The organism is Methylacidimicrobium tartarophylax, assembly GCF_902143375.2.
GTDB classification, from domain to species: domain Bacteria; phylum Verrucomicrobiota; class Verrucomicrobiia; order Methylacidiphilales; family Methylacidiphilaceae; genus Methylacidimicrobium; species Methylacidimicrobium tartarophylax.
Window position 1 is genome coordinate 31,971 of the sequence record NZ_CABFVA020000116.1, and the last position, 25,501, is coordinate 57,471.

The 25,501-nt window shown below is 59.9% G+C and carries 24 protein-coding genes and 2 tRNA genes; 16 read left to right on the top strand and 10 right to left on the bottom strand.

Annotated features, from left to right (window positions below; all coding sequences use genetic code 11):
- Positions 1-63: 63 nt before the first annotated feature.
- Positions 64-216, top strand: a complete 153-nt coding sequence (locus MAMT_RS10000) for a small basic protein (protein WP_142660890.1) — start codon at positions 64-66, stop codon at positions 214-216.
- 114 nt (positions 217-330) lie between these two features.
- Here the strand turns inward: MAMT_RS10000 and MAMT_RS10005 are convergent, their stop codons facing one another.
- Together MAMT_RS10005 and MAMT_RS10010 are read right to left on the bottom strand one after the other, a co-directional pair.
- Entirely contained in the window at positions 331-1,308 is a 978-nt protein-coding gene (locus MAMT_RS10005) for a ChaN family lipoprotein (RefSeq protein WP_142660891.1), read from the bottom strand.
- Positions 1,305-2,450 (bottom strand): hypothetical protein, encoded by a 1,146-nt coding sequence (locus MAMT_RS10010; protein WP_142660892.1) that lies wholly within the window; start codon positions 2,448-2,450, stop codon positions 1,305-1,307. Before MAMT_RS10010 ends, MAMT_RS10005 begins: the two co-directional genes overlap by 4 nt.
- A 164-nt stretch (positions 2,451-2,614) precedes the next feature.
- Here MAMT_RS10010 and MAMT_RS10015 point away from each other — a divergent pair, with 164 nt between their 5' ends.
- The 3 genes from MAMT_RS10015 to MAMT_RS10025 all read left to right on the top strand — a co-directional run bounded on the left by MAMT_RS10015 (position 2,615) and on the right by MAMT_RS10025 (position 7,199).
- Positions 2,615-5,842: an efflux RND transporter permease subunit gene (locus MAMT_RS10015; RefSeq protein ID WP_142660893.1), complete on the top strand. Its 3,228-nt coding sequence runs from the start codon at positions 2,615-2,617 to the stop codon at positions 5,840-5,842.
- Positions 5,843-5,859: 17 nt separating this feature from the next.
- Positions 5,860-7,095, top strand: a complete 1,236-nt coding sequence (locus MAMT_RS10020) for an efflux RND transporter periplasmic adaptor subunit (protein ID WP_142660894.1) — start codon at positions 5,860-5,862, stop codon at positions 7,093-7,095.
- Between the two features lie 30 nt (positions 7,096-7,125).
- Positions 7,126-7,199, top strand: a tRNA-Ile gene (locus MAMT_RS10025).
- A 65-nt stretch (positions 7,200-7,264) separates the two neighbouring features.
- Here the strand turns inward: MAMT_RS10025 and MAMT_RS10030 are convergent.
- Positions 7,265-7,843, bottom strand: coding sequence for a BsuPI-related putative proteinase inhibitor (locus MAMT_RS10030; protein WP_142660895.1), 579 nt, complete (start codon positions 7,841-7,843; stop codon positions 7,265-7,267).
- Positions 7,844-7,952: 109 nt separating this feature from the next.
- On the opposite strand from MAMT_RS10030, the gene pgsA reads away from it, so the two are divergent.
- The 3 genes from pgsA (at position 7,953) to MAMT_RS10045 (ending at position 9,635) form a co-directional block, all read left to right on the top strand.
- Positions 7,953-8,621, top strand: coding sequence for a CDP-diacylglycerol--glycerol-3-phosphate 3-phosphatidyltransferase (gene pgsA / locus MAMT_RS10035; RefSeq protein WP_142660896.1), 669 nt, complete (start codon positions 7,953-7,955; stop codon positions 8,619-8,621).
- On the top strand, positions 8,569-9,156 hold the full coding sequence (locus MAMT_RS10040; RefSeq protein WP_178087074.1) for a DUF1802 family protein: 588 nt from the start codon (positions 8,569-8,571) through the stop codon (positions 9,154-9,156). The genes pgsA and MAMT_RS10040 overlap by 53 nt, the downstream gene beginning before the upstream one ends.
- 104 nt (positions 9,157-9,260) lie before the next feature.
- On the top strand, positions 9,261-9,635 hold the full coding sequence (locus tag MAMT_RS10045) for a lipid-A-disaccharide synthase N-terminal domain-containing protein (RefSeq protein ID WP_142660898.1): 375 nt from the start codon (positions 9,261-9,263) through the stop codon (positions 9,633-9,635).
- A 34-nt stretch (positions 9,636-9,669) separates the two neighbouring features.
- Here MAMT_RS10045 and MAMT_RS10050 read toward each other — a convergent pair whose 3' ends face one another.
- Positions 9,670-10,689 (bottom strand): aldo/keto reductase, encoded by a 1,020-nt coding sequence (locus MAMT_RS10050; protein ID WP_142660899.1) that lies wholly within the window; start codon positions 10,687-10,689, stop codon positions 9,670-9,672.
- Positions 10,690-10,768: 79 nt separating this feature from the next.
- On the opposite strand from MAMT_RS10050, the gene MAMT_RS10055 reads away from it, so the two are divergent.
- From MAMT_RS10055 to tal, 9 genes are all read left to right on the top strand, one after another.
- Positions 10,769-11,290, top strand: a complete 522-nt coding sequence (locus tag MAMT_RS10055; protein ID WP_142660900.1) for a NuoI/complex I 23 kDa subunit family protein — start codon at positions 10,769-10,771, stop codon at positions 11,288-11,290.
- 98 nt (positions 11,291-11,388) lie between these two features.
- Entirely contained in the window at positions 11,389-11,880 is a 492-nt protein-coding gene (locus MAMT_RS10060) for an NADH-quinone oxidoreductase subunit J (protein WP_142660901.1), read from the top strand.
- 19 nt (positions 11,881-11,899) lie between these two features.
- On the top strand, positions 11,900-12,208 hold the full coding sequence (gene nuoK / locus MAMT_RS10065; RefSeq protein WP_142660902.1) for an NADH-quinone oxidoreductase subunit NuoK: 309 nt from the start codon (positions 11,900-11,902) through the stop codon (positions 12,206-12,208).
- 6 nt (positions 12,209-12,214) lie between these two features.
- On the top strand, positions 12,215-13,990 hold the full coding sequence (gene nuoL / locus MAMT_RS10070) for an NADH-quinone oxidoreductase subunit L (RefSeq protein WP_142660903.1): 1,776 nt from the start codon (positions 12,215-12,217) through the stop codon (positions 13,988-13,990).
- Positions 13,991-14,040: 50 nt separating this feature from the next.
- A complete protein-coding gene (locus MAMT_RS10075) occupies positions 14,041-15,504 on the top strand; it encodes a complex I subunit 4 family protein (protein WP_142660904.1) in 1,464 nt (487 codons plus the stop codon).
- 31 nt (positions 15,505-15,535) lie between these two features.
- The gene (locus tag MAMT_RS10080; protein WP_142660905.1) at positions 15,536-16,972 is read left to right on the top strand and encodes an NADH-quinone oxidoreductase subunit N; all 1,437 of its coding nucleotides are present in this window, start codon (positions 15,536-15,538) and stop codon (positions 16,970-16,972) included.
- A 28-nt stretch (positions 16,973-17,000) separates the two neighbouring features.
- Positions 17,001-17,072: transfer RNA gene (locus MAMT_RS10085), tRNA-Val, on the top strand.
- 87 nt (positions 17,073-17,159) lie between these two features.
- Positions 17,160-19,199 (top strand): sodium-translocating pyrophosphatase, encoded by a 2,040-nt coding sequence (locus MAMT_RS10090; RefSeq protein ID WP_178087077.1) that lies wholly within the window; start codon positions 17,160-17,162, stop codon positions 19,197-19,199.
- A gap of 176 nt (positions 19,200-19,375) precedes the next feature.
- Positions 19,376-20,461: a transaldolase gene (tal, locus tag MAMT_RS10095; protein WP_142660907.1), complete on the top strand. Its 1,086-nt coding sequence runs from the start codon at positions 19,376-19,378 to the stop codon at positions 20,459-20,461.
- Positions 20,462-20,500: 39 nt separating this feature from the next.
- Here the strand turns inward: tal and MAMT_RS10100 are convergent, their stop codons facing one another.
- The 6 genes from MAMT_RS10100 to glcE form a co-directional block, all read right to left on the bottom strand.
- Positions 20,501-21,325, bottom strand: a complete 825-nt coding sequence (locus tag MAMT_RS10100) for an inositol monophosphatase family protein (RefSeq protein ID WP_246186645.1) — start codon at positions 21,323-21,325, stop codon at positions 20,501-20,503.
- Positions 21,326-21,604: 279 nt separating this feature from the next.
- The gene (locus tag MAMT_RS10105) at positions 21,605-22,150 is read right to left on the bottom strand and encodes a hypothetical protein (protein ID WP_142660909.1); all 546 of its coding nucleotides are present in this window, start codon (positions 22,148-22,150) and stop codon (positions 21,605-21,607) included.
- A gap of 77 nt (positions 22,151-22,227) precedes the next feature.
- A complete protein-coding gene (locus tag MAMT_RS10110) occupies positions 22,228-23,022 on the bottom strand; it encodes a hypothetical protein (protein WP_142660910.1) in 795 nt (264 codons plus the stop codon).
- Between the two features lie 5 nt (positions 23,023-23,027).
- The gene (locus MAMT_RS10115; RefSeq protein WP_142660911.1) at positions 23,028-23,807 is read right to left on the bottom strand and encodes a TIGR00282 family metallophosphoesterase; all 780 of its coding nucleotides are present in this window, start codon (positions 23,805-23,807) and stop codon (positions 23,028-23,030) included.
- A complete protein-coding gene (locus tag MAMT_RS10120) occupies positions 23,804-24,163 on the bottom strand; it encodes an RNA recognition motif domain-containing protein (RefSeq protein ID WP_142660912.1) in 360 nt (119 codons plus the stop codon). Before MAMT_RS10120 ends, MAMT_RS10115 begins: the two co-directional genes overlap by 4 nt.
- 263 nt (positions 24,164-24,426) lie before the next feature.
- Complete coding sequence (glcE, locus tag MAMT_RS10125) at positions 24,427-25,491, bottom strand: glycolate oxidase subunit GlcE (protein WP_142660913.1); 1,065 nt, start codon at positions 25,489-25,491, stop codon at positions 24,427-24,429.
- Positions 25,492-25,501 lie beyond the last annotated feature (10 nt).

The window sequence follows — 25,501 nt, forward strand, 5'->3', positions numbered from 1 at the left end:
TCGTGACAAACGCTCTCCTCTTTGCGATGAAGCCATCCTCAAACTTCCTACAGGGAGAAGTGCATGTCGCAACATCGGAGTCTTCGCAGAGGTATGCTACTCACAGCAAAGAGGAATGTGCTGAAACGCTTTGAGCGGATCGCGCTTCTCAAAAAGCGGGGGCGATGGAAAGAAGGGATGCGCCTCTTCGGTCTTCCGAAGACCCGACCATTGTAAGTGACTTGGGATAAGAGGCTGTTGAGGGATAAGCCTCTCAGTAGACAGGACGATCGATATTGGGTGCAAGCCTGCTGAACGCTTTTCGATCGCAAGGCGGATCCACTCGGCGGGTCAGGGCTCCCTTGGGAGCGGAAACGCTTTGGGAGGAAGCCAGAGGTAATGGGCGAGCGGACGGTCGACGAATTCAAGCGAGGCGTGGGGGACGGACAGAAACTGCCCCGGACTACGCTTGAGGGCAAGGCCGGAGTTTCTTTCCTTCTCTGGAGGAGAAGCCAGGAGAAGAATCCTCCGAGGGAGCGGCAGTCGCCAAGCCACATGTTCCGGTAAGCCCAGGCCGAAGCGCAGATGACCCGCGCCGCAAACGACCAGGGCACGATCCTCTTTTCGTCCCCTCCCGTGCAGAGCCCGCACGATGCGCTGGGCCATCCATTCGTCACGGACTTCTTGCGCTTCCGCGGCCTGACGGAGCCACGTGCGCCCCATTCCCGGATGGATCGGCAAGAAAAGTTGGAGCAGGCGCTGGTACATTGGATCAAACTGAACGTGATCCAAGCGCAAGCGCGTCCGTTCGGCGGTCGGAACCGATTGCCACCCTAGCCGGGCGATCCGGCGAAAAAGGGGGGCAGGGCCGTCGAGGCCAAAGATCCGAATCCGTCTTTCGCGGGCCAAAAGGCAGAGGCCCCGATAGTCCTGATAGTTGCTCCATCTCGCGGACCAGTGAATGGCTCGGGCGAATTCTTCAAAGGAAAGTTCGCCGGCCAGGAAGCGGGAGACCCACGGTTCATCCTCTGATTCCAGGGCCTCAAGAAAAAGGGAGAGCGGATCTTCTCCGGTGCCGAGCAAGGAGAGGAGTTGTGCTTCGAGCCGGTGGTGGGAGCGGGCGGTGTGCATCTCCCCAAGGTAGATGATGCGAACTCTCCGCAGGTCGGAAAGGAGAGCCGTTTGTGAAATCGGCTCTCCGGCCAGGAGATCGATCCAGCCTTGGCTGTGCGCTCCGCAGCCGGAAAAGAGAAAGGAGAGCGCAAGGATGACGACCGCTTCTCGAATCAGACCCAGACGGGCGATCTTCCCACGAATGCTTCCGCTCAAGAGGACGAATGCGATCCTTCTTCCGGTGCGGAAAGGCGCTGCGTTCGGATTGCGGCGATCCGCTCCGTAGTCCGAAAGGGATCGCCAAGCTGGCAGACGAAGCGTTCCGCGTCATCTAGCAAGCTGTCGGAAAACGCGCGCCACTCCCATTTGAGTAAGAGAACCAATAATCGGCGTATGCCGAAAAGAGCGAGAGAATCTCCCGAGAGGCCGGCCTGGGCGGCAGCCAATCCTTCGGAGAGAGATCCCATTCCAAACAGGACCAAAAGAATCAGGTAGGCAATCGCTCCGTATCCCCGCTGCGTCTGAAGCCGCTGGCAGAGGGCTGCCCGGAAAGAGGCCCGCTCTTCTTCGGTGCTTAGGCGCGAGTAGAGGCCGAGCAGGGCCTCCGCGTTGGGGGAGACGACCTGTTGACTGGGCAACTGGCCGGGCTCTCGATCCTTCGAAACCGCGCCGGCTTCTCCATTCTCGCGAGGTGCCGAAACCGTGCCGAGCTGCCCAGGCCCCCGCGTGCGAAGCTCGACCAGCTCAAATTGCAGCACCGATGCTACATTCTTTTCCGTCGGGTCCGAAATTTGAAATCCGGGTTCCTGCGGGAGCTCGATCTCACCGAAGACCGTCGCCAGGGGGCGAAGAACCAGATGAACGGGAACGGAGAGCTTCCCCTCGCTTCGGAGAGAAAAAGCCACCCAGAAGTCGGTGGATGCCGTCGGCGGCGGACCCGGGATGCCGATCTCCAAGGAAAGGTCGAGGGCTCCTTGGGGCGGAACCTCGATGTCTCGGTTGGCTGGTTCTTGCGGGGAGAGGATCGAGCGATAGCAGAGATCGGTCCCGGCCAGAGAGGAAATCAGCCGAACATCGAGCAGGCGAAAGGGTTTTCGCGTGTGGTTGAGAAGCGAGCCGGCCGCGCAAAGATAGGAGAACTCCCTTCTTTTCGGGAAGAGCGCGACCCACCAGCAGTGGTCTTTTTTCCATTGTACCTCGACGCCGGACCGTGCGGTCAGAGGGTAGAGTCGGTAGACCCAATCTCGGGCCGAATGGGAGGCCATGCCGAGGGTTTCCGGGGAGATCCACTTGTCGATCCATGCGAACGGATCGGATGGAGCGGGCTTTTCCGGTGGCGCCGATTGGGAATCAGCCATGACTAGAATGTCTATCCGATCGGCACGCCACTGTCGAGAGCGGTGCAGGCTCACTCCGGGGATCGGAAGCCTGAGCCGATGGCGCCGTTGTTGCTTGTGCTAATGACGGGTTCGCATACGATGCAGAGACGGGGCAACAGCCTCAATGAGGTATAGAATCGGGTATGTGGCTTGTTCGGACGGCCCTCAAGAAGCCTTATTCGGTTGCGGTGCTGGCGATCCTGATCCTCTTTCTGGGGTTCTTCTCTGTCCAGAAAACGCCCACCGACATCTTTCCGGAAATCGACATTCCGGTCGTGATCGTGGCTTGGCAGTACCTCGGCTTGGTGCCGACCGACATGACCAACTACATCACGACTTACAGCGACTATCAGATCGCCAACTTTGTCGATGGCGTCAAGCGGGTCGAGTCGAACGCCTTTTTCGGCTTCTCGGTCACCAAGGTTTACTTTCAGCCCAACGTCGATATTCCCATGTCCGTCGCGGAGATCACGGCGGTTCTCCAACCGATCATCAAGCGAATGCCGCCGGGGACGACACCTCCGTTGATCTTTCGCTTCAATGCCTCATCGGTGCCGGTCGTTCAGATCGCCGTCTCGAGCCCCGTCCTTTCGGAATCGAAACTCTACGATTACACGGTCTGGCAACTCCGTCGGGACCTCTTGGCGGTGCGCGGAACGCTTCTGGCTCCGCCGTGGGGAGGGATCGTGCGCTGGATGACCGTAAACTGCGATCCCAACCAGCTCTTGGCTCGGGGGTTGACGGCCCAGGACCTGTTGAACGTCGTCAACAGCCAGGTGATCGACTATCCGTCGGGTGACGTGAAGATCGGGGATCGAGATTATCTCGTCACCCTGAACAACGTCCCGAAGGACGTCTTTGAGGTGAACAACTTTCCGGTGAAGTTGGTGCCCGATCCCAATACGTCGACCGTACGAAAAAACGTCAACGACCGTGTCGTCTATGTCCGCGATGTCGCCAATGTTCAGGATGGCGGCGTGCCGCAATGGAACCTGGTCCGTCTCAATGGGCGGCACGGAGTCCTGATGACGGCGCTCAAGACGGGAAGAGGCTCCACGATCCAGATCGTCGACCAGATTAAAGAACTTCTGCCCGAAATTCGGCGGGCGAATCCCAAGATCGAGATCCGAGAGCTTTTCGACCAATCCGTCTACGTCAAGGCGGCGATCAAAGGGGTGCTGAGCGAGGCAGGGAGCGCGGCTTTGCTGACCGGGGCCATGATCTTTCTCTTTCTGGGCAGCTTCCGAACCACCTTGATCGTCCTGACATCCATCCCGCTCTGTATTCTGGTTGCTTTGTTCGTGCTCGGCAGCCTCGGAAATACCCTAAACCTCATGACGCTGGGAGGGCTGGCGCTCGCCGTTGGCATCCTGGTGGACGACGCGACCGTGGCGATCGAGAATATTCATCGCAATCTCCAGTTGGGGAAGCCGTTCCGGCAGGCGATCCTGGACGGGAGCCAGGAGATCGCCGCACCCGCTTTCATGGCGACCCTTTCCATTTCCGTCGTATTCACCTCGGTCATCTTCCTCGAAGGTCCGCCCCGCTTCCTCTTCATCCCCATGGCGTTGGCTGTCGTCTTTTCGATGCTTTTTTCCTATTTTCTTTCCCGGACTCTCGTTCCCGCCATGGCCGTTCTCCTGCTGCGCGGGGAATCCGAAGGCGCAAAGGAGGAACGGAACTCGATCCTGGAACGGTTCAACGAGAGGTTCAACCGAGCATTCGATGCGTTCCGTGAACGATACGCCCGCATTCTCGGTTTCTTTCTCGCTCATCGCCGGCGCGTTTTCGAGATCGCAGGCATTCTGCTCCTCGCCAGTCTGGTCGCGGCGCTCTGGGTCGGTCGTGATTTCTTCCCGGTCGCCGACGCAGGGATCATGCGGCTCCACGTCTATGCTCCTACCGGAACTCGGATCGAGGTCACGGAAACAATTTTTGCCGACGTCGAAAAGACGATTCGAGAAGTCATTCCCCCCGAAGAGGTGCAGACGATCGTGGACAACATGGGTCTTCCGATCTATTTCATGGCGACCTTGGCGCTTTCCGATTCAATGAACGAAGGGGTATTCGATGGCGAGATCATGATCCAGCTCCAGGAGCGCCACCGTCCGACCGCCCAATACGCAAAGCGCCTGCGAGAGTTGCTCCCGCAGCGGTTTCCCAGTTGCGAGTTCTTTTTTCAGCCGGCGGATATGGTGAACGAGGTGCTCAATTTCGGGATCGCCGCTCCGATCGACATCCACGTCAGCGGCCTGGATCTCAACCTCGCCTATCAATTCGCCAGGGAAATCCGCGATCGGATCCGATCGGTGCCCGGGGCAGTCGACGTCCATATCCACCAGCGGATCGATTATCCCACCTTGCATCTCGAAGTCGACCGAGTGCGGGCGATCGAGATGGGATTGAAACAGGTGGATATCTCCAACAACGTCCTCAACAATCTCTCTTCCAGCTTCATGGTCAGCCCGACCTATTGGGTCGATACGCGAACGACCATCAACTATCCGTTTCTGGTCTTTACCCCACAGCGAAGGATTTCCTCGATCAACGATCTTCTCAACATGACGCTGGCTCCCACGACGACGGGGACCGTTCCCTTCCCGGAGTCGACGCAGACCCTTCTGGGCAATGTGCAGAATGCGGAGTTGCTGGCAAACGTGGTGCAGCTCAAAGAAGAATCCCAGCCGGCCATGATGAGCCGTTCCACGATGAAGCCGGTCTTCGACGTTCTGGCGAACGCGCAAGGCCGGGACTTGGCGGGAGTGGCAGGGGACGTCGAACGCATTCTCCGAGACGTGCGGCAGAAGCTTCCTCCCCTTTATCGAGCCGAGGTCATGGGCCAAGTGGTCAGCATGCACGACGCCTTCGCCCAACTCGGGTTCGGTGTCCTCTTTGCGATTGCGCTGGTCTACCTGCTGCTCGTCACGAATTTTCAATCGTGGCGGGAGCCCTTCATCATCCTCTCCGTATTGCCGATCGGAGCCTGTGGGATCATCTGGATGCTCTTCTTGACGGGGACCACCTTTAGCGTTCCTGCCTTGATGGGCGCCCTGATGACCGTCGGGGTTGCGAGTTCCAACAGTATCCTTTTGATCACCTTTGCGAATCAGCGCATGGCGGAGGGGCTGACGGCCGCCTCCGCAGCCGTCGAGGCCGGCAGGATTCGGCTTCGCCCTGTCTTGATGACAGCCGGAGCGATGATCGTGGGCATGCTTCCCATGGCTTTGGGAGTGGCGGAAGGAGGGGAGCAGTATGCGCCCTTGGGCCGTGCGGTGATCGGAGGGCTTCTCCTGGCGACCGTGGGCACCCTCTTCTTCGTGCCCGCCGTGTTTGCTTCCATTCGAAGCCGTGGGGCGGCGAGGGGACGGTAGACGGAAAGGACGGAAAGGTGCGAAAAGAGCCAGCTTCCGCTCGCCGGATCTTCTTGCGGTTGGTGCCTCGGTTGCGACCGGAAGGGCTTCCGGGGCTTTGGAGCCGGATCAAGAAATCCGCATGGGCCTTTGCGCGGAAGCGGCATCCCGCTTGGATTGCTGGAGGAGTTCTGGCCCTTTGTTTGGCTCTGGGTCTGGTCAAGCGCGCATTCGACTGGGCGGCCTTGCAACACCTGATCCAGGAAAGCAGACAGATCTACGTGGAGCTCGTCAGTCCCGAGCCGACGCCCGCATCGATCCCGCTGGCCTTGCCGGGCACGACGCAGGGCTTCTACGAGACGCCCATTTGGTCGCGGGTCAGCGGATATGTGAAAAGCTGGTATCGAGATATTGGCGAGCGAGTGAAGGAAGGAGACCTGCTCTGTACGATCGATGCGCCGGAAGTCGATCAGACCGTAGTGAGCTTGCGAGCAAAGGCGGAGATTGCCCGGATCAACTACGAGCGCTGGAAGGCGCTCGTGCGAACCCGGGCGGTATCCCAGGAGGAGTACGACGTGCAGAGGACCGGGTATGATTCGGCGCTGGCTGAGCTCAACCGGTGGGTCGAGTGGCAGAAGTTCGAAAAGGTGACCGCCCCCTTTTCGGGCGTAATTACCGCTCGAAACATCGATGTAGGAACCCTCGTCGCGGGCCAAGGCGAATTTCCGTTCGGGGCGCTCCGGCAACTCTATCGGATGGCAGAAATCTCCCTTTTACGCATCTACGTCGCGGTGCCGCAGTCCTACTCCTTCGCGGTCAAGGAAGGGATGACGGCGAAGGTGATGGTTCCGGAGATGCCGAACGAGATTCGGGATGCTCGTGTGGTTCGGACCGCGATGGGCCTTGAGTCGGCGTCGCGGACTCTTTTGACTGAAGTCGACCTGCCGAATCCCGACCAGAAGCTCTTGCCCGGGCTCTACGTGCTGGTCACGTTTCAAGTACCGAGCCGCGCTCCCTTTATCCTACCCGTCAACACGGTTTTCGATCGCGCCGATGGTCATTATGTCGTCGTCGTCGATGCCTCCGATCGATGTCATCTGAGGAAGGTTGATCTAGGGAACAACGACGGATACAAGGTAGAGATTCTATCCGGCATTCAGGCGGGAGAGCGAGTGGCCTTAAGTCCCCCCGACCGCGCGAAAGCGGAAGGGGCCGCCGTCACGGTTGTCTCGGTGCGGGAAAGCGCCCAGCCAAAGTCCGATGGGAAAAAGTAAGGGACCCCGAGCGTGCGCCGTCCGGGAAGGGGGTCTGTAGCTCAATCGGTTAGAGCAGGGGACTCATAATCCCTTGGATGCGGGTTCGACTCCCGCCGGACCCACTGCTATTCCTCGAGGGTAGAGGCTGGCGCCGGGGCCGCGTGACGGACGACGGACAAGCCGCGGCCTACGGAATCACGGTGAGGGACGTGGCCGCCGTGACCTCCGGGTAGCCGGCCAGCGTCATCTCAATACGGTAGGCTCCCGGAGAAAGAGGATGGTCCAGGTCTTGGATCGGTAAAACGTCGGTAAAGGTGAGGCAATCGCCCGGGTTGAGCATCGACATCCCCTCGATCGCGAGGAACTCTTTGTCCGCTGACCAGACGTAGATCGGCTGATTGGCGGCATCCCGCAAGACAAAATCGTAACGCTGCGCATTGGTAAAGTTGAACGAATAGGTTCGCTTTCCCTTGTTGAGCACCTGAAACGTGAGCCGAAGCGTGGCCGAGTCGAGCCGATCGTGAAGCGAAGCAAGGGAGAACGGGTTGCGCTCCACCTGTAGGCGGGCTTCCACGTTGTGCAGGTTGACCTGGTTGGCCTTATCAATCCTCTTCGGATCACCAAAGCGAAGGGAAAAGAGGCTCCAATGTTGTCGCGGCGTGTCATCGATGATGTTGGGATGCGTGTTTTTGCTCGGGCTCACATCGATGGCCCAGGCCGGAAAGATGCCGAGCAGCGAGACGAGCAGGATCCAAGCGCGTTTCACCAACCGAAAGTTTAGCGCATCCGACGCGGTCGTCTACCCCTTTCTCCCGGGCTTCCTCGCAGGTTTCTCTTGCTCGATCGGGTAGGTTGAGGGCTTATTGCCGAAAGCGGTGGCGACTGCCAAACAGTGGAACCTCCCGAATAAGATCAGCCTGGGAAGGCTCTGCATTTGCGGACTCTTTGTGGGGGATGTCAGCTTGCCGTGGGCTTACTCCGCCACGACCGCGCTCCTTCTTTTCGCCGTCGGAAGCCTGACGGACTGGGTGGATGGCTGGGTCGCACGCAGGCACAACCTCGTGAGCGACTTGGGGAAACTGCTCGACCCTCTCGCGGATAAGATCCTGATCTGTGCGGCCTTCTTGGTTTTGCTCGAGCGCGGAGTCGTCCCCCTATGGGCAGTGGTTGTCATCATGGCTCGTGAATTCCTGGTGACGGGACTCCGTGCGTTGACCGCCGCGCGCGGGGCGGTTTTGGCTGCCGCATCGTCTGGGAAGTGGAAGACGTTGGCACAAATGCTTTACGTTCTGCTGATGCTGACGCAGATGGCCCTGGCCGAAATCGGAGGGGGAGGAAAGGAAGGGGCTGGGCGTCTCCTGGAAGCTCCGGCCACCGCTCTCCTTTGGCTCGCGGTAGGAATCACCTTTGCATCCGGCGTGCTCTATTTTTATCGTTGCCGTGCCCTGGTTTTTTCGGGAGAAGGCACGGAGAAAGGAGGGGAAAAGGATCTTGAGCGCCAGCCATACTCATCCGGCTCAGGCAATCGAATGGCCCGCCCTTAAAGAGGCGGAGCCGATCGTCCGAGCTCTGGGAAAAGGATTGCAGTCCCTGATTCTCCGGAAAGGGGGCATTGCGGAGGGCCGCGGCGGCTTCGCAGCGAGCCACGCCGACTTCTGGCTTTTACCCACCCGCTTTCATGCTCAGGCGGACAAGATTCGACCGGAGTTCCGCTTCCTGGCCGAAGAGCGGGAAGGCGCGGAACCGGATGCCGTGGAACTGCAATATGTGGCTAAGCTCGCTTGGTCGCGATGGATCGCCGATTGGACTCTGATTCGCCGGCTCATTCCTCTGCAGCTCTGGGAAGAAGAGTTGCTGCGGGAGAGATTTGCGTACGGAGGGAAAGAAGGGTTACATCTGTTGATGGTGCGAGTCTACCGGAGCGAGAAAGTGGTCTGTCCTTGGGAGCGCAACTTAGGCGGATGTCGCTCCTGGGTGTCGGTGCGCTCCCCATGGAGCGAGGCATTGCTCCCCGTGCTCTCCGATGGGCAATTCGACTCGTGCGTGCGGGAGGCCGTCGCCGCCGCCGAGGGCGGGTGAGGGAGACGATCTAGGGGCGGGGAAGCGAAGGCTAGCGAAGAGTTGGCCCTCTACCTCTGCTTTCGACGAGATCAGAAAACCGGAGGAGGAGAGGGAGAGAAGGAATGAGTGGGCTTTTCTTGGCAGACGGCTCGTGGTTGGGAATTCACTGGGGACTCATGAAGGTCATCGGTTGGGCCGGCAATCTCCTCTTCTTCTCGCGGTTCGTCATTCAGTGGCTGGCTTCGGAGCGGAAGAAGGCGGTCGTTGTCCCACTCGCCTTTTGGTATTGCAGCCTGGCAGGCTCGCTGCTGCTTTTGATCTACGCGCTTTCGCGCCGGGACTCGGTCTTTGTCTTTGCCTACCTCTTCACATGGATCCCCTATATCCGGAACCTCTATTTTGCCCATCGGGAGCGTCGATTGGAAATCGCTACACCAGAGGATACGCGCGTCTCTTCTTCCAAAGTCGAGACGGCCGCTCCTCCGAGCGGACGATAAGAAAGAGCAGGCTGGCGCTTGTTTTCCGGTAGCGCTACGCCGACGCCGCCGAAATCATCGTCCCCTTGTAGGCTTCTGGGGGTTCTTCGATTCCGAAGTTTCCGGCGATCAGCTGCTCGATTCGGTCGAGTTCCACCCGCGAGAGGGAGGGCGCTTCGGGCGCCGCCGCAAACTCCTCGAGCTGCTCCATAGTGTAGATGTTGGGGAGGCAAGAGAGGATGCGCGGCTCGCAGAGGATCCACTGCAAGGCGGCTTGTCCAAGGGTTCTTCCCGGTTCTTCGAGAAAGCGGAGCTGCTCGACCTTTTTGAGCCCGTTGGGAAGCCAATGGGTCGGCCGATGGTTGCGATGATCCCCCTTCGGGAACGTCGTCTCAGCGGTGTATTTCCCCTCGAGCAGGCCGCTCGAATGAGGAACACGGACCAGGAAGCGCGGGTTCTGATCCGGAGCTGCGTCCATGAGCGGCCTCCCCGGGAATGGCTCGAGGAGGTTATAGATATGCTGGACCACGGAAGGACGACGGAGGCGGAGAGCCGTGATCCCTTCGTAAAGCCAGCCGATCGCAGGCCCGAGGGCGATTCCGTAGGAACGAATTTTCCCCTCCTGACGGAGGGCTTCGAGGAGCGCCCAGAGGGCATCGTCCTCGACATGTTCCATGCGGATGTTATGGAGCTGGAGATTGTCGATCGTCTCACGGCGGAGGCGGCGCAGGGAGTCGTCCACGGCCTTTCGGAGGAATCCCTCTGAAAAATCCTGAGGGAGCTCGCGCTGGCCGCGACCGCGCGAGGTTCCGGAAAAATCGTACCCGACCTTGGTGGCGATCACCACTTCTTCCGATGCGTCACCGAAAGCCTTGCCGAGCAAGAGCTCTCCGTAGCCGTCGCCGTAGACGTCCGCCGTATCGAAAAAGTTGATTCCCAAGTCGCGGGCGCGGTGCAAAAACTCCAAGGCTTGCTTTTCGGTGTATTCTCCCCACCAGCCGGTCGAAAGCGTCCAGACGCCGAAGCCAACCTCCGAAACTTTTTGTCCCGTCTCGGGCAGCAGCCGATACTTCATGTTTCCATTTTGGAGGAGGCGTCTGCAGGAGTAAAAGAAAAAAGGCTGACAGCGAATCCGTTGCCGGTAGAGTAGGAACATGATTGTTGTCCGTCGGCCGGAGCTCTCTTGGGTGGAACAGCTCTACCTCCCTGGCTTCTGGGAGGGATTGAAGATCACTTGGCGCCACTTTGTGGCCCATCTGACGGGAAAAACGCGCATCACCCTGCAATATCCCGAGGAGCGCCCGGCGATCCCTCCCGGCTACCGGGGGGCGCCTGTCCTGGTGAAGGATGAGGAGGGCCGAGAAAAATGCGTGAGTTGCCAGCTCTGTGAGTTTATTTGTCCGCCGCGGGCAATTCGGATCGAACCCGGAGAAATTCCGGAGGATTCGCCTTACGCCAAGGTGGAGAAGGCGCCGAAGGAGTTTTGGATCGACATGACGCGCTGCATCTTCTGCGGCTATTGCGAGGAGGTCTGTCCGGAAGAGGCGATCTTCCTTCTGCCGCAGAACTACTCCCTGAACGGTCGGAGCCGGGAGGAGCTTCTTCACGATAAAGGTAAGCTCTACCAAATGGGAGGCATACTCCCTCGGCCGATTCGGAAGTGGGCCAATAAATAGGCCGGCACACGCGAACATCTGGAAAGCGCAGGGTTTTTCAGAATCGCTCTTGATTTTCTGTGGGGAGTCGCTAACCACGGAACAGTCGGAAGGAGGAGATGGAGGGATTTTTGTTCTGGTTTTTGGCCGTTGTGCTGTTGGGCAGCGCCGTGGCCGTCGTTGTCAATCGCAGCCCCGTGGCTTCGGCTTTAAGCCTTGTCACGACGATTCTGGCGCTGGCCGGGCTCTTTGGGCTTTTGGGAGCCTATTTCCTGGCCGCCGTCCAAGTGTGGGTCTACGCAGGGGCGGTCATGGTGCTCTTCCTCTTCATTGTCATGTTGCTTGACCTGAAGGCCGAAGAGGCGGCTCCAATTCGCACACTCGGGATGGGAGCGGGCCTGCTCACGGTGATCCTCCTCGGAGCCGGTTTCTGGCATGCGATCCCGGCCTCCGCCTGGGAGGCAAACGGGGCGCGAGCGGAGGAGGCAAATAATGCCGCGAGCATCGGGCATCTCCTGTTTGGCGCCTACCTTCTCCCGTTCGAGGCGGTTGGGCTTCTCCTGCTCGTCGCCATGGTCGGAGTGATCGTCTTGAGCAAGAGGGATGTGTAGGAAACCGGACGCGTAGCAGATGGGAACTCCAACTCTCGGTCATTACCTGGTTCTTAGCGGGTTGCTCTTCGCCATCGGCCTTGCGGGGGTGATCGCTCGGCGAGATCTGTTGATCATGTACATGTGTTTGGAGATCATGCTCAACGCCGCGAATCTCTCCCTGGTCGCCTTCAGCCGGTTCACGCAACAGGTGCGAGGCGAAGTATTTGTCTTCTTCGTGATTACCGTGGCCGCGGTCGAGGTGGCGGTCGGATTGGCTCTCCTGGTTTCGCTCTATCGGATGAAGCGCACGACAAAGGCGGAAGAGATCACCGCTCTGAAATTCTAACTGCTTATGGCCTGGCTCCTCCTTCTCGCTCCGCTCTCTTCCGCCTTCCTGGTCTGGGTAGCCCTCCGTCGTCATCCGCGGGCCAGTCAAGCGGTCTCGATCACGGCGAGCCTCATCACCTTTTTGACGGCTCTCGGGATTGCTCTCGGTAGGATCGAGGCTCCCGCCTCGCTGGCGTGGATCGACCTTCCCGGGCTTCGGGTAGAGATTGGGATGACTTTGGATGCTTTAGCACGGCTCATGCTGCTCATGGTCACCGGGGTTGCCTTTCTCATTCATGTCTACTCGCTGGGCTATATGGCGGAAGACCCCGGCCGGGGCCGGTTTTTCGGAGAGCTCTCCCTCTTCCTTGCTTCGATGATCGGGATCATCGTGGCGACCAACTTCGTCATGATGTACATTTTTTGGGAGCTCGTGGGCGTAAGCTCCTATCTGCTCATCGGCTTCTGGTTTGAGAAAAATTCGGCTGCGGACGCCGCCCGAAAGGCATTTCTGGCGAACCGCGTCGGAGATTTTGGCTTTCTCCTGGGAATCTTGACCTTCTGGGCAACTTGCGGAACGGTTGCGTTTCATCCCGAGGCGGCCCGAGCACTGGCCGGGAACTGGCTCGCTCCGATCGTGGGGCTGCTCCTCTTCTGCGGCTGTGTGGGGAAGTCGGCCCAGATTCCCCTCCATGTCTGGCTCCCGGACGCGATGGAGGGCCCAACGCCGGTTTCCGCTCTCATCCATGCCGCCACGATGGTTGCTGCAGGGGTCTACATGCTCTGCCGCATCTTCTTTGTGCTGGAACTTTCGCCGGAGGCTCTCTCGGTCATCGCCTGGACTGGCGGAATCACCGCTCTCGTGGCGGCTTTGATTGCGACGCAGCAGAATGACATCAAGCGGGTGCTTGCCTATTCCACGATGTCGCAGCTCGGGTACATGGTCCTCGCCGTAGGATGCTCCGGAACGACGGCAGCCATGTTTCACCTGACGACTCATGGCTTCTTCAAGGCTCTCCTCTTCATGGGGGCGGGTTCGGTGCTTCATGCCCTCCACCACGAGCAGGACATCTGGCGAATGGGCGGAGTCGGACGAAAGATGCCGCTTACGTTCGTCACCTTCGGGATCGGGGCGGCGGCGCTTTCGGGAATTCCGGGACTCGCGGGCTTCTTCAGCAAGGAGGAGATCCTGCAGGTAGCGGCCCGCAGCCAGCCGGTGCTCTTCTGGATGGCGGCTTTCACCGCAGCGTTGACGGCCTTTTACATGACGCGGATCACCTTGGTGGCTTTTCTCGGACAGCCGAGGACCGATGTGGTGAGGCATGCGAAGGAATCGCCCCTTGTCATGGGGTTGCCGTTGATCGTGCTGGCGGGGCTCGCCATCGTCGCGGGCTATCCCTTCTTCGGGATTGTACGCTACCTCGGCGGGCAGGAAGCCGGGGAAAACAGCCTCCTGGTTCCTGCAGCTTCCCTGACCGCCGTGATTTTGGGCCTCGTCGCGGGGGCGATCGGCTATGGACGGGCGAGCAGGGAACCGATCGCGATTCCGCTATTTCAAAGGAAGTTCTATTTCGACGAGATCTATGATTGGACTGTTCTCAAGTTGCAGGAGGAATCAGCTCGGCTCCTGTCCTGGATCGACCAGTGGATCATCGGGTTTGTTCTGGTACGTGGAGGGGCCTTTGTCGTGAGCTTGGGCGGGGAAGTGCTGCGACTTGTCCAAGCGGGAAACCTGCGGGAGTACGCCTTTGTCTTCGCCCTGGGGGCAGGGGGACTCCTCTTCTTGTTGTTCGGCCGCTGAAGAAGCGAGCAGCCAAATCGGAATATCGAAGGATCACCACCAACCCGCTTATGTCACCCTTGACGATCTTGCTTGTCGTCGAAGCATCCGCCATCGGGCTGATCCTCCTCGGCGCTCCTGCCAGAAGGGTTTCTCTGGTCGCGGCGGGAGTCAACTTCCTCCTGAGCCTCTGGATCTACGCGCAATTTCCCTCGGGAATCGGCGGCTGGCACTTCGTGGAGAACCACTCCTGGATCGCGCTCGGTGCGCTGCCCGAGATTCGGTATCATGTCGGAGTGGATGGCATCAGCCTGCCGCTGGTGCTCCTCACAACCCTCGTCACGCTCGCTGCGATCTGGGTCTCCCCCACTCAGATCAAGAGGGCCGGGGAGTTTTATAGCTATCTTCTCCTCCTCTCCCTGGGTGCGTTGGGCGCCTTTGTTTCCCTCGACCTGTTCTTCTTTTATGCCTTTCACGAATTTGCGCTGATCCCGACCTTTCTCCTGATCGGGATTTGGGGAACCGAGAATCGCCAATTCGTCAGTCTCCAACTCACTCTCTATCTTGGATTAGGCAGCCTCGTTCTCCTCGCCGGAATCATTGCGCTCCTGGGCGTATTGCCGGCGGAAGCGCGCACCTTCGACATTCCCCGGCTGACGGAATACCTGCGGGACAATCCGATCTCGCCCCGCCAGCAGCTGGTTCCCTTCGCCCTCTTGGCCGCGGGCTTCGGCACTCTTGTTTCGCTCTTCCCCTTCCATTCCTGGGCTCCCTTCGGATATGCCTCGGCTCCGGCTCCGGCCGCGATGCTTCACGCGGGGGTGCTGAAGAAGTTTGGTCTCTACGGGCTGCTCCGCATTGCGATCCCGCTGCTTCCCGGAGGAGCGGAAGCATGGAAGCCGTGGATTCTCGCCCTGCTGCTGGGCAACGTTCTCTTTGTCGGACTCACCACGATCGCCCAGAAGGAGCTTCCCGCCATGCTCGGATTCTCGAGCGTGATGCACATGGGCTACCTTTTCCTTGGGTTGATGTGCTGGAATGCGTTAGGGGTCAGCGGAGTCGTCCTCCTCATGGTTGCCCACGGCTTGAGCGCCGCTCTACTCTTCGCCGTGGCGGGCGAGGTGCGGGAGAGAGCAGGAGAGATCAGCTTCGCCGAGCTCGGCGGTCTCGCGCGCCGGATGCCGTTCGTCGCGGTCGCGTTCCTGGTCGGCTCTTTTGCCTCGGTCGGTGTGCCTGGGCTGGCAAACTTCCCCGGCGAGCTTCTGATCTTCTTCGGGGCATGGAAAAGCCAGCCGCTGATCACCGCTGTGGTGATCTGGGGAATCGTGATCTCGGCCGTCTACCAGCTCCGGGCGGTGCGATCGGTGTTTTACGGCGATCTACCGCAACATCTGGCTGAAACAGTAGACGTGGAAGGCTCGAAGCGGATTCCTTACGCATTGCTGATGGCCGCATTATTGATTCTCGGCATATGGCCCGGAACGCTCCTCGGAGTCGTCGGGCCGGGGGTAAAAGAATTTCTCTCGCTCTACTAGCGAGGAAACCGGAAGGAGCGGGAGGGACGCCATGCAGGAAGGGTTGTGGATCATTGGTGCACCGGAAGTGACCTTGGCGGTCGGTGGAGTGCTCCTCTTGCTGGCGGAGTCGGTCACGAAGCTCCAACCCAGGGCCGTCGGCGTCCTGGTCCTTGGCGTCTACTTGATCGCCGGGCTCTGTTTGCTGCCCTTCGCAATGAGCGGAGCGGTGCTTTGGGGCGGGATCTACACATGGGACCGGTTCGCGGTTTCGGGGAAGGCCTTCTTTCTGTTGACCGGCATGCTGGTCACTTACCTAAGCCTGGAAGGAGAGGGTGAGGTCCCCGCAGCACGCGCGGAATTTTACATTCTACCCCTCTTTTGCACCGCTGGGATGGCTCTTCTCTGCTCCGTGCGGGATTTCGTGCTTCTTTTTGTCGCCCTTGAGCTCGTCACCGTCACCCTCTTGGTTTTGGTCGCCTATCGGCGGTCTGACACTGCATCCTTGGAAGCGGGGGCGAAGTACCTCATTGTCGGCGGGCTGGCGACGGCCTTTCTGGTGATGGGGATCGCTTACCTCTTTGGAGCAACGGGATCAACCCAGTTTGACGGGGTGGCGCGATACGCCGAAAAAGAGGGGGTCGGCCCCGTACTGATTCTGGGCTTGGCCTTCCTCTTGGTGGGATTAGGCTTCAAAGCGGCGGCCGTCCCCTTTCATATTTGGGCACCCGACGTCTATCAAGGGGCGCCGACTCCGATCACGGCCTATCTTTCCGTCGGTTCCAAGGCTGCGGGCTTCGTAGTGCTGCTTCGGGTGCTCCTCTTGCCCTTTTGGAATACCGACTTTCAGCGTCACTGGGTGCCTTTGATTGTTCTGATGGCGGCCTTTTCCGTAGTCCTGGGGAACTTGGCTGCGCTTCCTCAGCGGAACATGAAGCGGCTTCTGGGATACTCGAGCATCAGCCACGCGGGTTTTCTTTTGATCGGGTTGGCCTCGCACAGCTTCCTTGGATTTGCCTCGATGCTCTATTATCTTTTGGCCTACTTGGTTGCTACCTTCACCGCATTCCTGGTGCTTGTCCTGCTGGAGCGGGAGAAAGAGGGGAAGACCATTACCGATCTGTCCGGCCTCGTCCAGAGGAGTCCGCTCTTGGCATGGTCCATGGCGTTGGCGATGATTTCGCTCGCCGGGCTTCCGCCGCTCATGGGGTTTTTCGGCAAGCTTCTCGTCTTCCTCGCCGCTTGGGAGAGCGGGTTTCATGCTCTGGTGATGATCGGGGTGGCGGCGGCGGCGGCCGGGATCTACTATTATATATCGGTCGTCCGGGCGATGTTTTGGAGCGATCCTGTTCACCAGGCGCCGATTGTCGTCCATCCGGCCACCCAAGGGCTGCTCATGGCATTAAATGTCGGGAGCGTCCTTTTCGGTTTCTATGCGAAACCGATTCTCGCCCTGGCCGCCGGGGCAGTGTCCGGGATCGGGGGGTAGATCTTTCGCTCGAACCGGCGCAAGCAGCGGGCAGTTAGCTCAGTGGTAGAGCGTCTCGCTTACACCGAGAGGGCCGGGGGTTCGAATCCCTCACTGCCCAATCGATGAGACGAGAGCCGAGAGAAGAAAAAAGGACTTACTCTTCATTTCGAGCGGATTATGGTGAGCGAGCGCCATGCAGCAGTTTTTGATCGATCATGCGCTCCTCCTCGCCATCGGTTTTGCGCTCGTCGGGGTCATTGCGGCGGTTGCCTTAGCATACCAAGTACGCGGCATGGACGCCGGCGACGGGAAGATGCGCTCGATCGCCAGTGCCATCGAAGAAGGCGCTGCCGCGTATCTTAGCCGGCAGATGCGGGCGGTGGCCGCCATCGCCCTCCTCCTTTTTCTTCTCATCGGGATCTTCAAAAGCTGGTGGGCGGGCGGTGGATTCCTCCTGGGTGCAGGTTGTTCTTTCTTGGCAGGATTCATCGGCATGCGCGTTGCCGTGCTGGCAAACGTTCGGACGGCGCAGGCGGCCACGATTGGATCCCAGCGGGCCATGCACGTCGCCTTCCGGGGCGGGGCGGTTACCGGATTGCTGGTCGTAGGACTGGCTCTCTTCTCGGTGGGGACATTTTACTTCCTCTCGTTCACCCACCAAGGACTCAGGGAAACGGTCTCATCCCTGGTTGGCCTAGCTCTGGGAGCGAGTCTGATCAGCGTCTTCGCGCGCCTGGGCGGAGGAATCTATACGAAAGCGGCCGATGTGGGCGCCGATCTCACCGGGAAGATCGAGCAGCGCCTGGAAGAGGACGATCCCCGGAATCCGGCCACGATCGCGGACAACGTCGGTGACAACGTCGGAGACTGTGCGGGAATGGCCGCGGACGTCTTCGAAACCTATGTCGTCAGTCTCATCGGCGCTGTCCTCGTTGCGGCAATCAGCCTGGGAGGAGATCCCGCCGCGACGATGTACCCATTCCTCGTCGGTTGCATCACCGTTGTGGGTGCCCTCTGCGGGATCGGATACGTGAGCTACTCGAAGGCCCCGGCGGACAGAGCCCTGCTCCAGGGGGTCATCGCCAATGGCGTCGTAGCGGCCATCCTTTTTCTTCCGCTCTGTCTCTGGCTCTTTCCAGACCGGTGGGCTCAGGAATATAGCTGCTCCGTCATCGGGCTGCTCATGACGGCCGCCATGGTCATGATCACCGATCACTATACGAAGATCACGGGAAAGCCGGTGCAGCGGATCGCGCGAGCATCCCAGACGGGTCATGCCACAAACATCATTGCAGGCTTGGCCCTGGGGATGGAGGCGACCGCGCTTCCGGTGCTTTTCATCGCGCTGGCCGTGCTCGTCACGTTCTGGCTCGATCAGCTCTACGGGGTGGCCATCGCGGTTCGCTGTATGTTGAGCATGGCGGGGGTGGTCATTTCATTAGACAGCTTTGGCCCCATTACGGATAACGCCGGCGGAATCGCCGTGATGAGCGGGCTGCCAAAGCAGACGCGCCAGGTGACCGATGAGCTCGACGCGGTGGGCAACACGATGAAGGCCGTCACCAAGGGATACGCGATCGGATCGGCGGGGCTCGCCGCCCTCGTCCTTTTCGGTTCCTACGTGGAAGAACTCCGTCACTACAGTTCACAGGCAACGGCGGAGGGATTACAGTTCCGACTCCAGGATCCCAAGGTGATCGTGGGTCTCTTCCTCGGAGCCCTCCTCCCCTATGTTTTTGCTGCCCGAAGCATGGCGGCGGTGGGAAATGCCGCAGGAGCCGTCGTCGAAGAAGTACGGAAGCAGATCGTGGAGATCCCCGGGTTGCTCCAGGGAACCGCGAAGCCGCTCTACGGCCGATGTGTCGATATCGTGACAAAGGCCGCTTTGCACGAAATGGTCTTACCGGCCCTCTTGCCTCTGATCCTTGTCGTCGCGATTGCAGTGATCCCCGGGCTTGGCCCCGTCGTTCTCGGGGGCGCCCTCATCGGGACGATCGTGACCGGTCTCTTTGTCGCGATCTCCATGACCTCCGGTGGAGGCGCATGGGATAATGCGAAGAAATACATCGAGGAAGGACACTACGGGGGCAAGGGATCGGAGACGCATGCGGCAGCGGTCACGGGCGACACCGTCGGCGACCCTTACAAGGATACCGCCGGACCGGCCATCAACCCCATGATCAAGGTCGTAAACGTTTTGGCGATTCTGGTCATCGGGATTTTCGCCCGGTACTGGAATCTTTAGGGCGGGCTTTTTGAAGAATGGGAGGCTCCGGTAAAGCGCGGAGCGAAGCAAGCCGACGAAGCTCGGGATTGACCCGCATCCCAATCCGGGCTAACCTTAACAAGCAAGTTCCTCGTTCTGGAATGGACGAAACGGAACTCCACTTCCCGAAAATAACCCGCCGAACGGAAAGTCCCATGAAAGCGACGCAAAAACTACACGATCTTGGACAAAGCCTCTGGGTAGACAACATCTCGCGGCAGATGCTCGATGAGGGGCTCCTGGAAAAGTATATCCGGGACTATTCGGTCACCGGATTGACCTCCAACCCGACGATCTTCGACCATGCGATCGCCAAGAGCCATCGGTACGACGAGTCTATTGCAGCAGGCGTGTCACGGGGCCTCGAGGGGGAAGCCCTCTTCTTCGAGTTGGCCATGGAAGATCTTCGGAGAGCAGCCGACCTCTTCCGGCCTATTTACGATTCGACCAAGGGGCTCGACGGTCAGGTCTCGCTCGAAGTCTCACCGTTGCTCGCTTACGAGACGGATCGCACTCTAAAGGAAGCGAAGCGGATTTATGGCGCGATGGATTGCCCCAACTTACTGATCAAAATCCCGGGTACCAAGGAAGGCCTGCCGGCAATCGCCGGTTCGATTGCCGATGGGGTTTCCGTCAACGTCACCCTGCTTTTCTCGGCTCATCAGTATGCCGCGGCAGCGGACGCCTACATGAACGGGCTGGAGCGTCGGAAAGCGGCAGGGTTGCCCTTGGATGCGGTTTCTTCGGTCGCCTCCATATTCATCAGCCGGTGGGATAAGGCGACCACGGGCAAAGTGCCCGCACGCCTCCAAAACAAGCTGGGGATTGCCGTGGCCAAGCAGGCCTATCGGGCCTATTGCGAGATCCTCGCGTCCGATCGCTGGCGCTCGCTCGAGAAGTCGGGAGCGAAGCCGCAGCGGCTTCTCTGGGCCAGCACGGGCACGAAGGATCCGAAGGCCTCCGACATCCTCTACGTTCGCTCTCTTGCTGCCCCCAAAACCATCAACACGATGCCGGAGGAGACCCTTCTGGCTTTTGCCGATCATGGCGAGTTCGGAGAGCTGCTTCCGGCCGACGGAGGCGATGCCGCCACGTTGCTTGCCGAATTCCGCGAGGCGGGAATCGATGATCACGCGCTGGCGGAGCAACTCCAACGAGACGGGGCCGACTCCTTCATCGCTTCCTGGAAGGATCTCCTCCGCTCGATTGCGGAACGGGGCACTCTCCTGCAGCGCGCATAGAGAAGGGCATTCCGGTTAAGGGCCGGGCAATGCCGGTTCCTAAGATGGCCAAGGGACTTGTCCGGGGTCGCCTGATTCGGCAACGGGCAGGCCGCTCAAGTCGAGCAGTCCGTTGGTCGCCGTGACGCGCAGTGTATTGGTGCCTGCGTTAGGGAATTGGTGGATCCGGCCTCCAGCCTGCTGCAGAAGCAGGACGCCGGCCGCGATGTCCCAGAGGTGGATCTCCTGCTCCAAGTAGGCGTCGATCCTGCCGGAGGCTACGTAGGCTAGATCCAGAGCAGCCGAACCCGTTAGTCGAATCTTTCGGACGCGGGGCACGAGGTATTGAAAGAGGCGCAGCCCCTGTTCGATTCCCGCTCGGCTTCGAGAAAAGCCAACCACGCAGACCGCCTCGGAGAGGCGAGCCCGACTGCTCGCCCTAACGGGGCTACCGTTGAGACGGGAAGATCGATCCCTTTCGGTGGTGAAAAGTTCCTGTCGGATTGGATCGTAGATCACCCCAGCGAGAGTCTGGCCTTCTACCCGGACGGCAATCGAGGTGCAAAAATGGGGAATTCCATAGGTGAAGTTCACCGTGCCATCGAGTGGATCGACGATCCATTCGACCTCTCCGGTCGGCGAACCATCCGTACCCTCTTCCCCTAAGATCCGATGATCGGGGAAGTCGCGGAGGATCGTTCGGCAGATCAACTCTTGGCACTGCCGATCGGTCTGGATCTTGATGTCGTAGGCGGTCTCTTCGGCAATGATGACCGGCCGTCCGAAGCTCCGCCGGAGGAGATCTCCGGCAACCAGGGCGGCGTCGACCGCCGTCCGAACGCATCGGGCGGAGAGCGTAGCAAGCTCGGGAGAAAGAGGGTTCATCGGAAGGCTAGAGAAAAGCCGGCAAGCGGAAGTTGGACCGGACTCCTCCCAACTCGTTTCGCTGCGGCTGCTCGGCAGGCTCGCGGAGCGAATAGATTCGAGAAACATCTTGTTCCGGCATCGTCACCCTGTAGACCGTATCGGCTGACGCCACGGTAGGGCGATTGTGGGTGAGGATCAAGAACTCTGGAGAGTTCCTGGAAAACAGAGGAGAGCCCGGGACAAAAAGACTGCCCGACTCCTCTGGCGGCCTGAAAAAGCGGCGTGGGAGCTTTTCTTCTAGGGGCAAGCAATTCCGAGCAGGCGGTAGGCCGTTCTCTGGAGTGGCAGAGAATGAAATTGGCTGCTCGCGACCATGGCGTCAAGGGCATTGCGTCCTTCGGAGCGCAACTCATGTTGTGCCCAGAGAAGAGCCACGCAGAGCGCTTCTTCCTTGGAAAGATCGATTTTGGGCAGCTCGGCGTAAGGAGCGGCGAAGGAGAAATAGTGGAGAAAGCGGAACTCCTTACCGCTAGCGACGAAGAGGAGGTTGCCACGCCGCTCGTTTCCCCGCTCGATCACGAAAAAGAAGGCGCGCTTTTCGCACGCCGATGGTCCTACGAGATCATGGGTACAGTCGAATGCCAAGTAACTGCGAATCAGGAGTTGATTGCCCTCCGGCAAGGTATCCAAGAAGCGGGCCAGCCGTTCCGTCAAAAATGGGGTCATCGCCGCCCGGCGACCCTGCACACAGACCGGCGTCGCGAGAACCAGCAATCCAAAGGAGGCAACGATCGACGCGAAAACGCAGGCCCGGCAACGCAGGGAGCGAAGCCGTTGCAACAAGGGCTCTCCTCTGGAAGGGGTGGGAAAGGCAAGATCGCTCAGAGAAGAGGATGATGTTTTTATAAGAACAACCCCGTTTATGGTCTGGCCGGACTCTCGTCCGGCTTGGCTTGGCGATAGTCGACGATCTCAATACGCTGGCGTTCATGGCGTGAAGCAAACGGAATCCGCACCCGGTAATGAAAGAGGACCGTCTTAGGTGCGTAGCCGAGCGGGATGCGCTGGGCGGCGTAGGAGAAATCGAGATGCTCGAATCGGACAAAAAACCAAGCGACGTTGACCGGCTCTTCTAGAAAAGCGTGCGTTTCCAGGATCGAGTAGTCTCGGGCGCTGACCTGCATCTGCCCGCGAACATGGTTCAGCAGCTTCTCCAGCGGAGTCCGATAGGGCTCGTTCGGCTTGCCGGAGAAGGCAAGGTGATAGGCGGGCTCGCCGTGCCAATCTTCTTGACCCAGCAGGATCACGCGAAATCGGGGAACGGCCTTCCGAAAGGAATAGACGGTCTCGATGCCTCGTCTTGCCTGTTTCACCTCCGCCTCGGCTACCGCGCGGTTGGCGTTCTGGTCACCCGCGGCATTCGTGAGAATCAAGGCATGGCTATTCGGGCGGATTTGAACCACGAGATGGGAATGACTCCGCGGCGCATTGTCCTTCCCCAGCGCCTCGATGTCGATCTTCTCGAGGAATTGATAGGCATCCAGCTCATGTGCGAGAGCCTCCTGCTTGTCGACCATCCGAGTGAGGATCGAAGAGAGAGGCGGGGTCTGGGTGGGAGGAGAGGAAGGTTCCGCCATCAAGCTCGTGCGCGCGAGCAGCCACCCGAGCAGCACGACTACGCAACCCGGAAACGGCTTCAAAAAGGGAAGCCCCATGCCTCCTAAATCGCGAGTTGGATCGGCTCGATTTCGAGCGCTCTCCCGGAGAGGTCGTCTAGGGTGAGTAGGACGCCGTCAGCCTGAAGGCCCTTCGTCGCCAGACCAAACCGCTGGGGAAGGATAGTCACATACCGCTGGATGACCGGCGCGACGTCCCGACCGATGACCGAATCATGCGCCCCGCAGAATCCGGCATCGGTCAGGTAGGCCGTGCCTCCCGGAAGAATCTTTCCGTCAGCCGTCTGCACATGCGTGTGTGTGCCCACGACTGCGGAGACCTGTCCGTCGAGGTATCGTCCGAAAGCGATCTTTTCCGAAGTGGCTTCCGAATGGAAATCCACAAGAATGCAAGGAGTCTCCCGCCGAATTGCTTCCAAGACGGGGCGAACCGTCAGAAAAGGGTTATCCGTTTGGGGCGTCATGAATGTACGTCCCAGCGCGCAAAGCACTCCTAGCTTCTTTCCATTCCCTTGGACGACGATCGAGCCAGCCCCTGGCGTATTCGGTGGAAAGTTGAGTGGACGGAGCAGGCGGGGCTCGTCGGCGAGGAATGGGACGATTTCTCGTTGATCCCAGGCGTGATCACCCAGGGTGATCACATCGGCGCCATACCGAAGCAACTCGTAGGTGATCTTGGGCGTGATCCCATTGCCGCCAGCGGCGTTTTCTCCGTTGACGACGACAAAATCAATCTGCGCCTTCTGACGCAAACGGCCGATCGCAATGCGAGACGTCTCTCGTCCGGCCTCACCGACGACGTCGCCTAGAAATAGTACCTTCACCGAGCCAGCGCTGTTCCTCGCTGACCCCACCGAAAGGAGAAGAACGAGAAGAGCGACTTTCCCCAAAAAAGCGAGAGCCGGCTAGCGCCGGTCCCGCTTACGGAAGCCTCCCGAGCTGGAGCCGGAACCGGAGGGAGAAAATCTCCTTCGACCTTCGTTCCATGCAGCTTGTCGATCGCTGCCTTGGATTCTTCCGGGTTCTCCATCGTGACGAAGGCAAAGCCACGAGACTGCCCGGTCATCCGATCGATGATCAGGTTAACCTCAGTGACTTTCCCATACTGGCTAAAGAGCGCGCGAACGTCTTCCTCTCGGTGAGAGAAAGGGAGGTTCCCAACATACAATCTGTTATTCATGCAATCTTTCCTCTATACTATCACATCTCATCTGCCGGGTCCCCCCGATCGCAGCGGCGCTTCGAAAGAAGTGGGTACCAGCCTTGGTGCCCGCACCTCTCTCGCAGAACCTCGCTCACAATCCCACATCGGAAGAAGGAGTCAAGCGGAAAGCGGGGAAGCAGTCTCCCTCCCTGGGGGGCACAAGCCGCACCGGGCGGGGGGAGAGTCGATCGAAGGTTCGGTCCAAAGGGGTCGCGCAGCGAGCAGAAAAAGACGATCGACTATAAGGAGTCGTAGAGGCGGCCGGAGTTGAGAATGCCTTTCGGATCAAAGGCGGCCTTGAGCCTTTTGTGAAGGGCGAAGAGCCCCGGGTCGAGAGGCTGCAGGCGGCACCGGCCCGAGTCGAAGAGAGCGGCATGGCCTCCCATCGAGCGAGCCCACTCCCAGAGGGCGGTGGGCTCGGCCGACCCTTTCCACCAGCGTTGGGCTCCGCTCCAATCGAGCAAGAGCCTGCCTCCGCCGGGTGGAGGAGCCAGAGTCGCCGGAGGGACCGAAAGCCGCCAGAGCGGACCGGGGAGGGAGAAAAACGGATGGGTGCGCTCGCGGACCGACTGCCAAAAGGCATCCGGGTCCGCCAGACGCTCTCCCCCGATGCGATTCGCCGCAGCCCGCACTCCGGCTTCCGTTCCGCTCAACCGAAGGAAGAGCCGTTCCCCATCGTGAGAGGCTGCGCTCAAGGGGAGTGGCTTGGCGGCGAGCTCGGCCAGCCGGCGGATGGAGCTTTCCAGGCCTTCTTCCCTCGTCAGGGTTTCCGAGGCGGGTGGCAGCGGGCCCACCTTGAGGCTGATCTCGAGCAAGGCGCCAAGGGTGCCTTGTGCTCCGGTAACCAAGCGCGCCACGTCATATCCGGCCACGTTCTTGATGACCTCTGCGCCAAAATGAAGTAGTTGGCCTCTCCCGTCGAGTAGCCGCACGCCGAGAACGAAGTCCCGAGCCGCCCCGAAGAAAGGGCGAGCCGGTCCGGAAAGGCCGCAGGCGATCGTCCCGCCGAGTGTTGCGCAGGAAGCGAAGGACGGCGGCTCGAAGGGGAGCCACTGTCCATGTGCAGCCAGAAGATCGTGAATCTCGCCCAAGGGAGTTCCGGCCCGCGCGGTGAGGACAAGCTCGGTCGGCTCGTAGTGGACGATGCCACAATGCTCACGCACCGAGAGGCGCTTTCCCTCGACCGATCGACCCAGGAACGGCTTGGTCTCCCCTCCGGCGAGGGAAAGCCGGATTCCGGAATCGTGGGCTTGTCGCACCTCGTCGGCCAATGCTTCCGTAAGATCGCGGTCGCTCTGGCTCATGGGCTCCTTT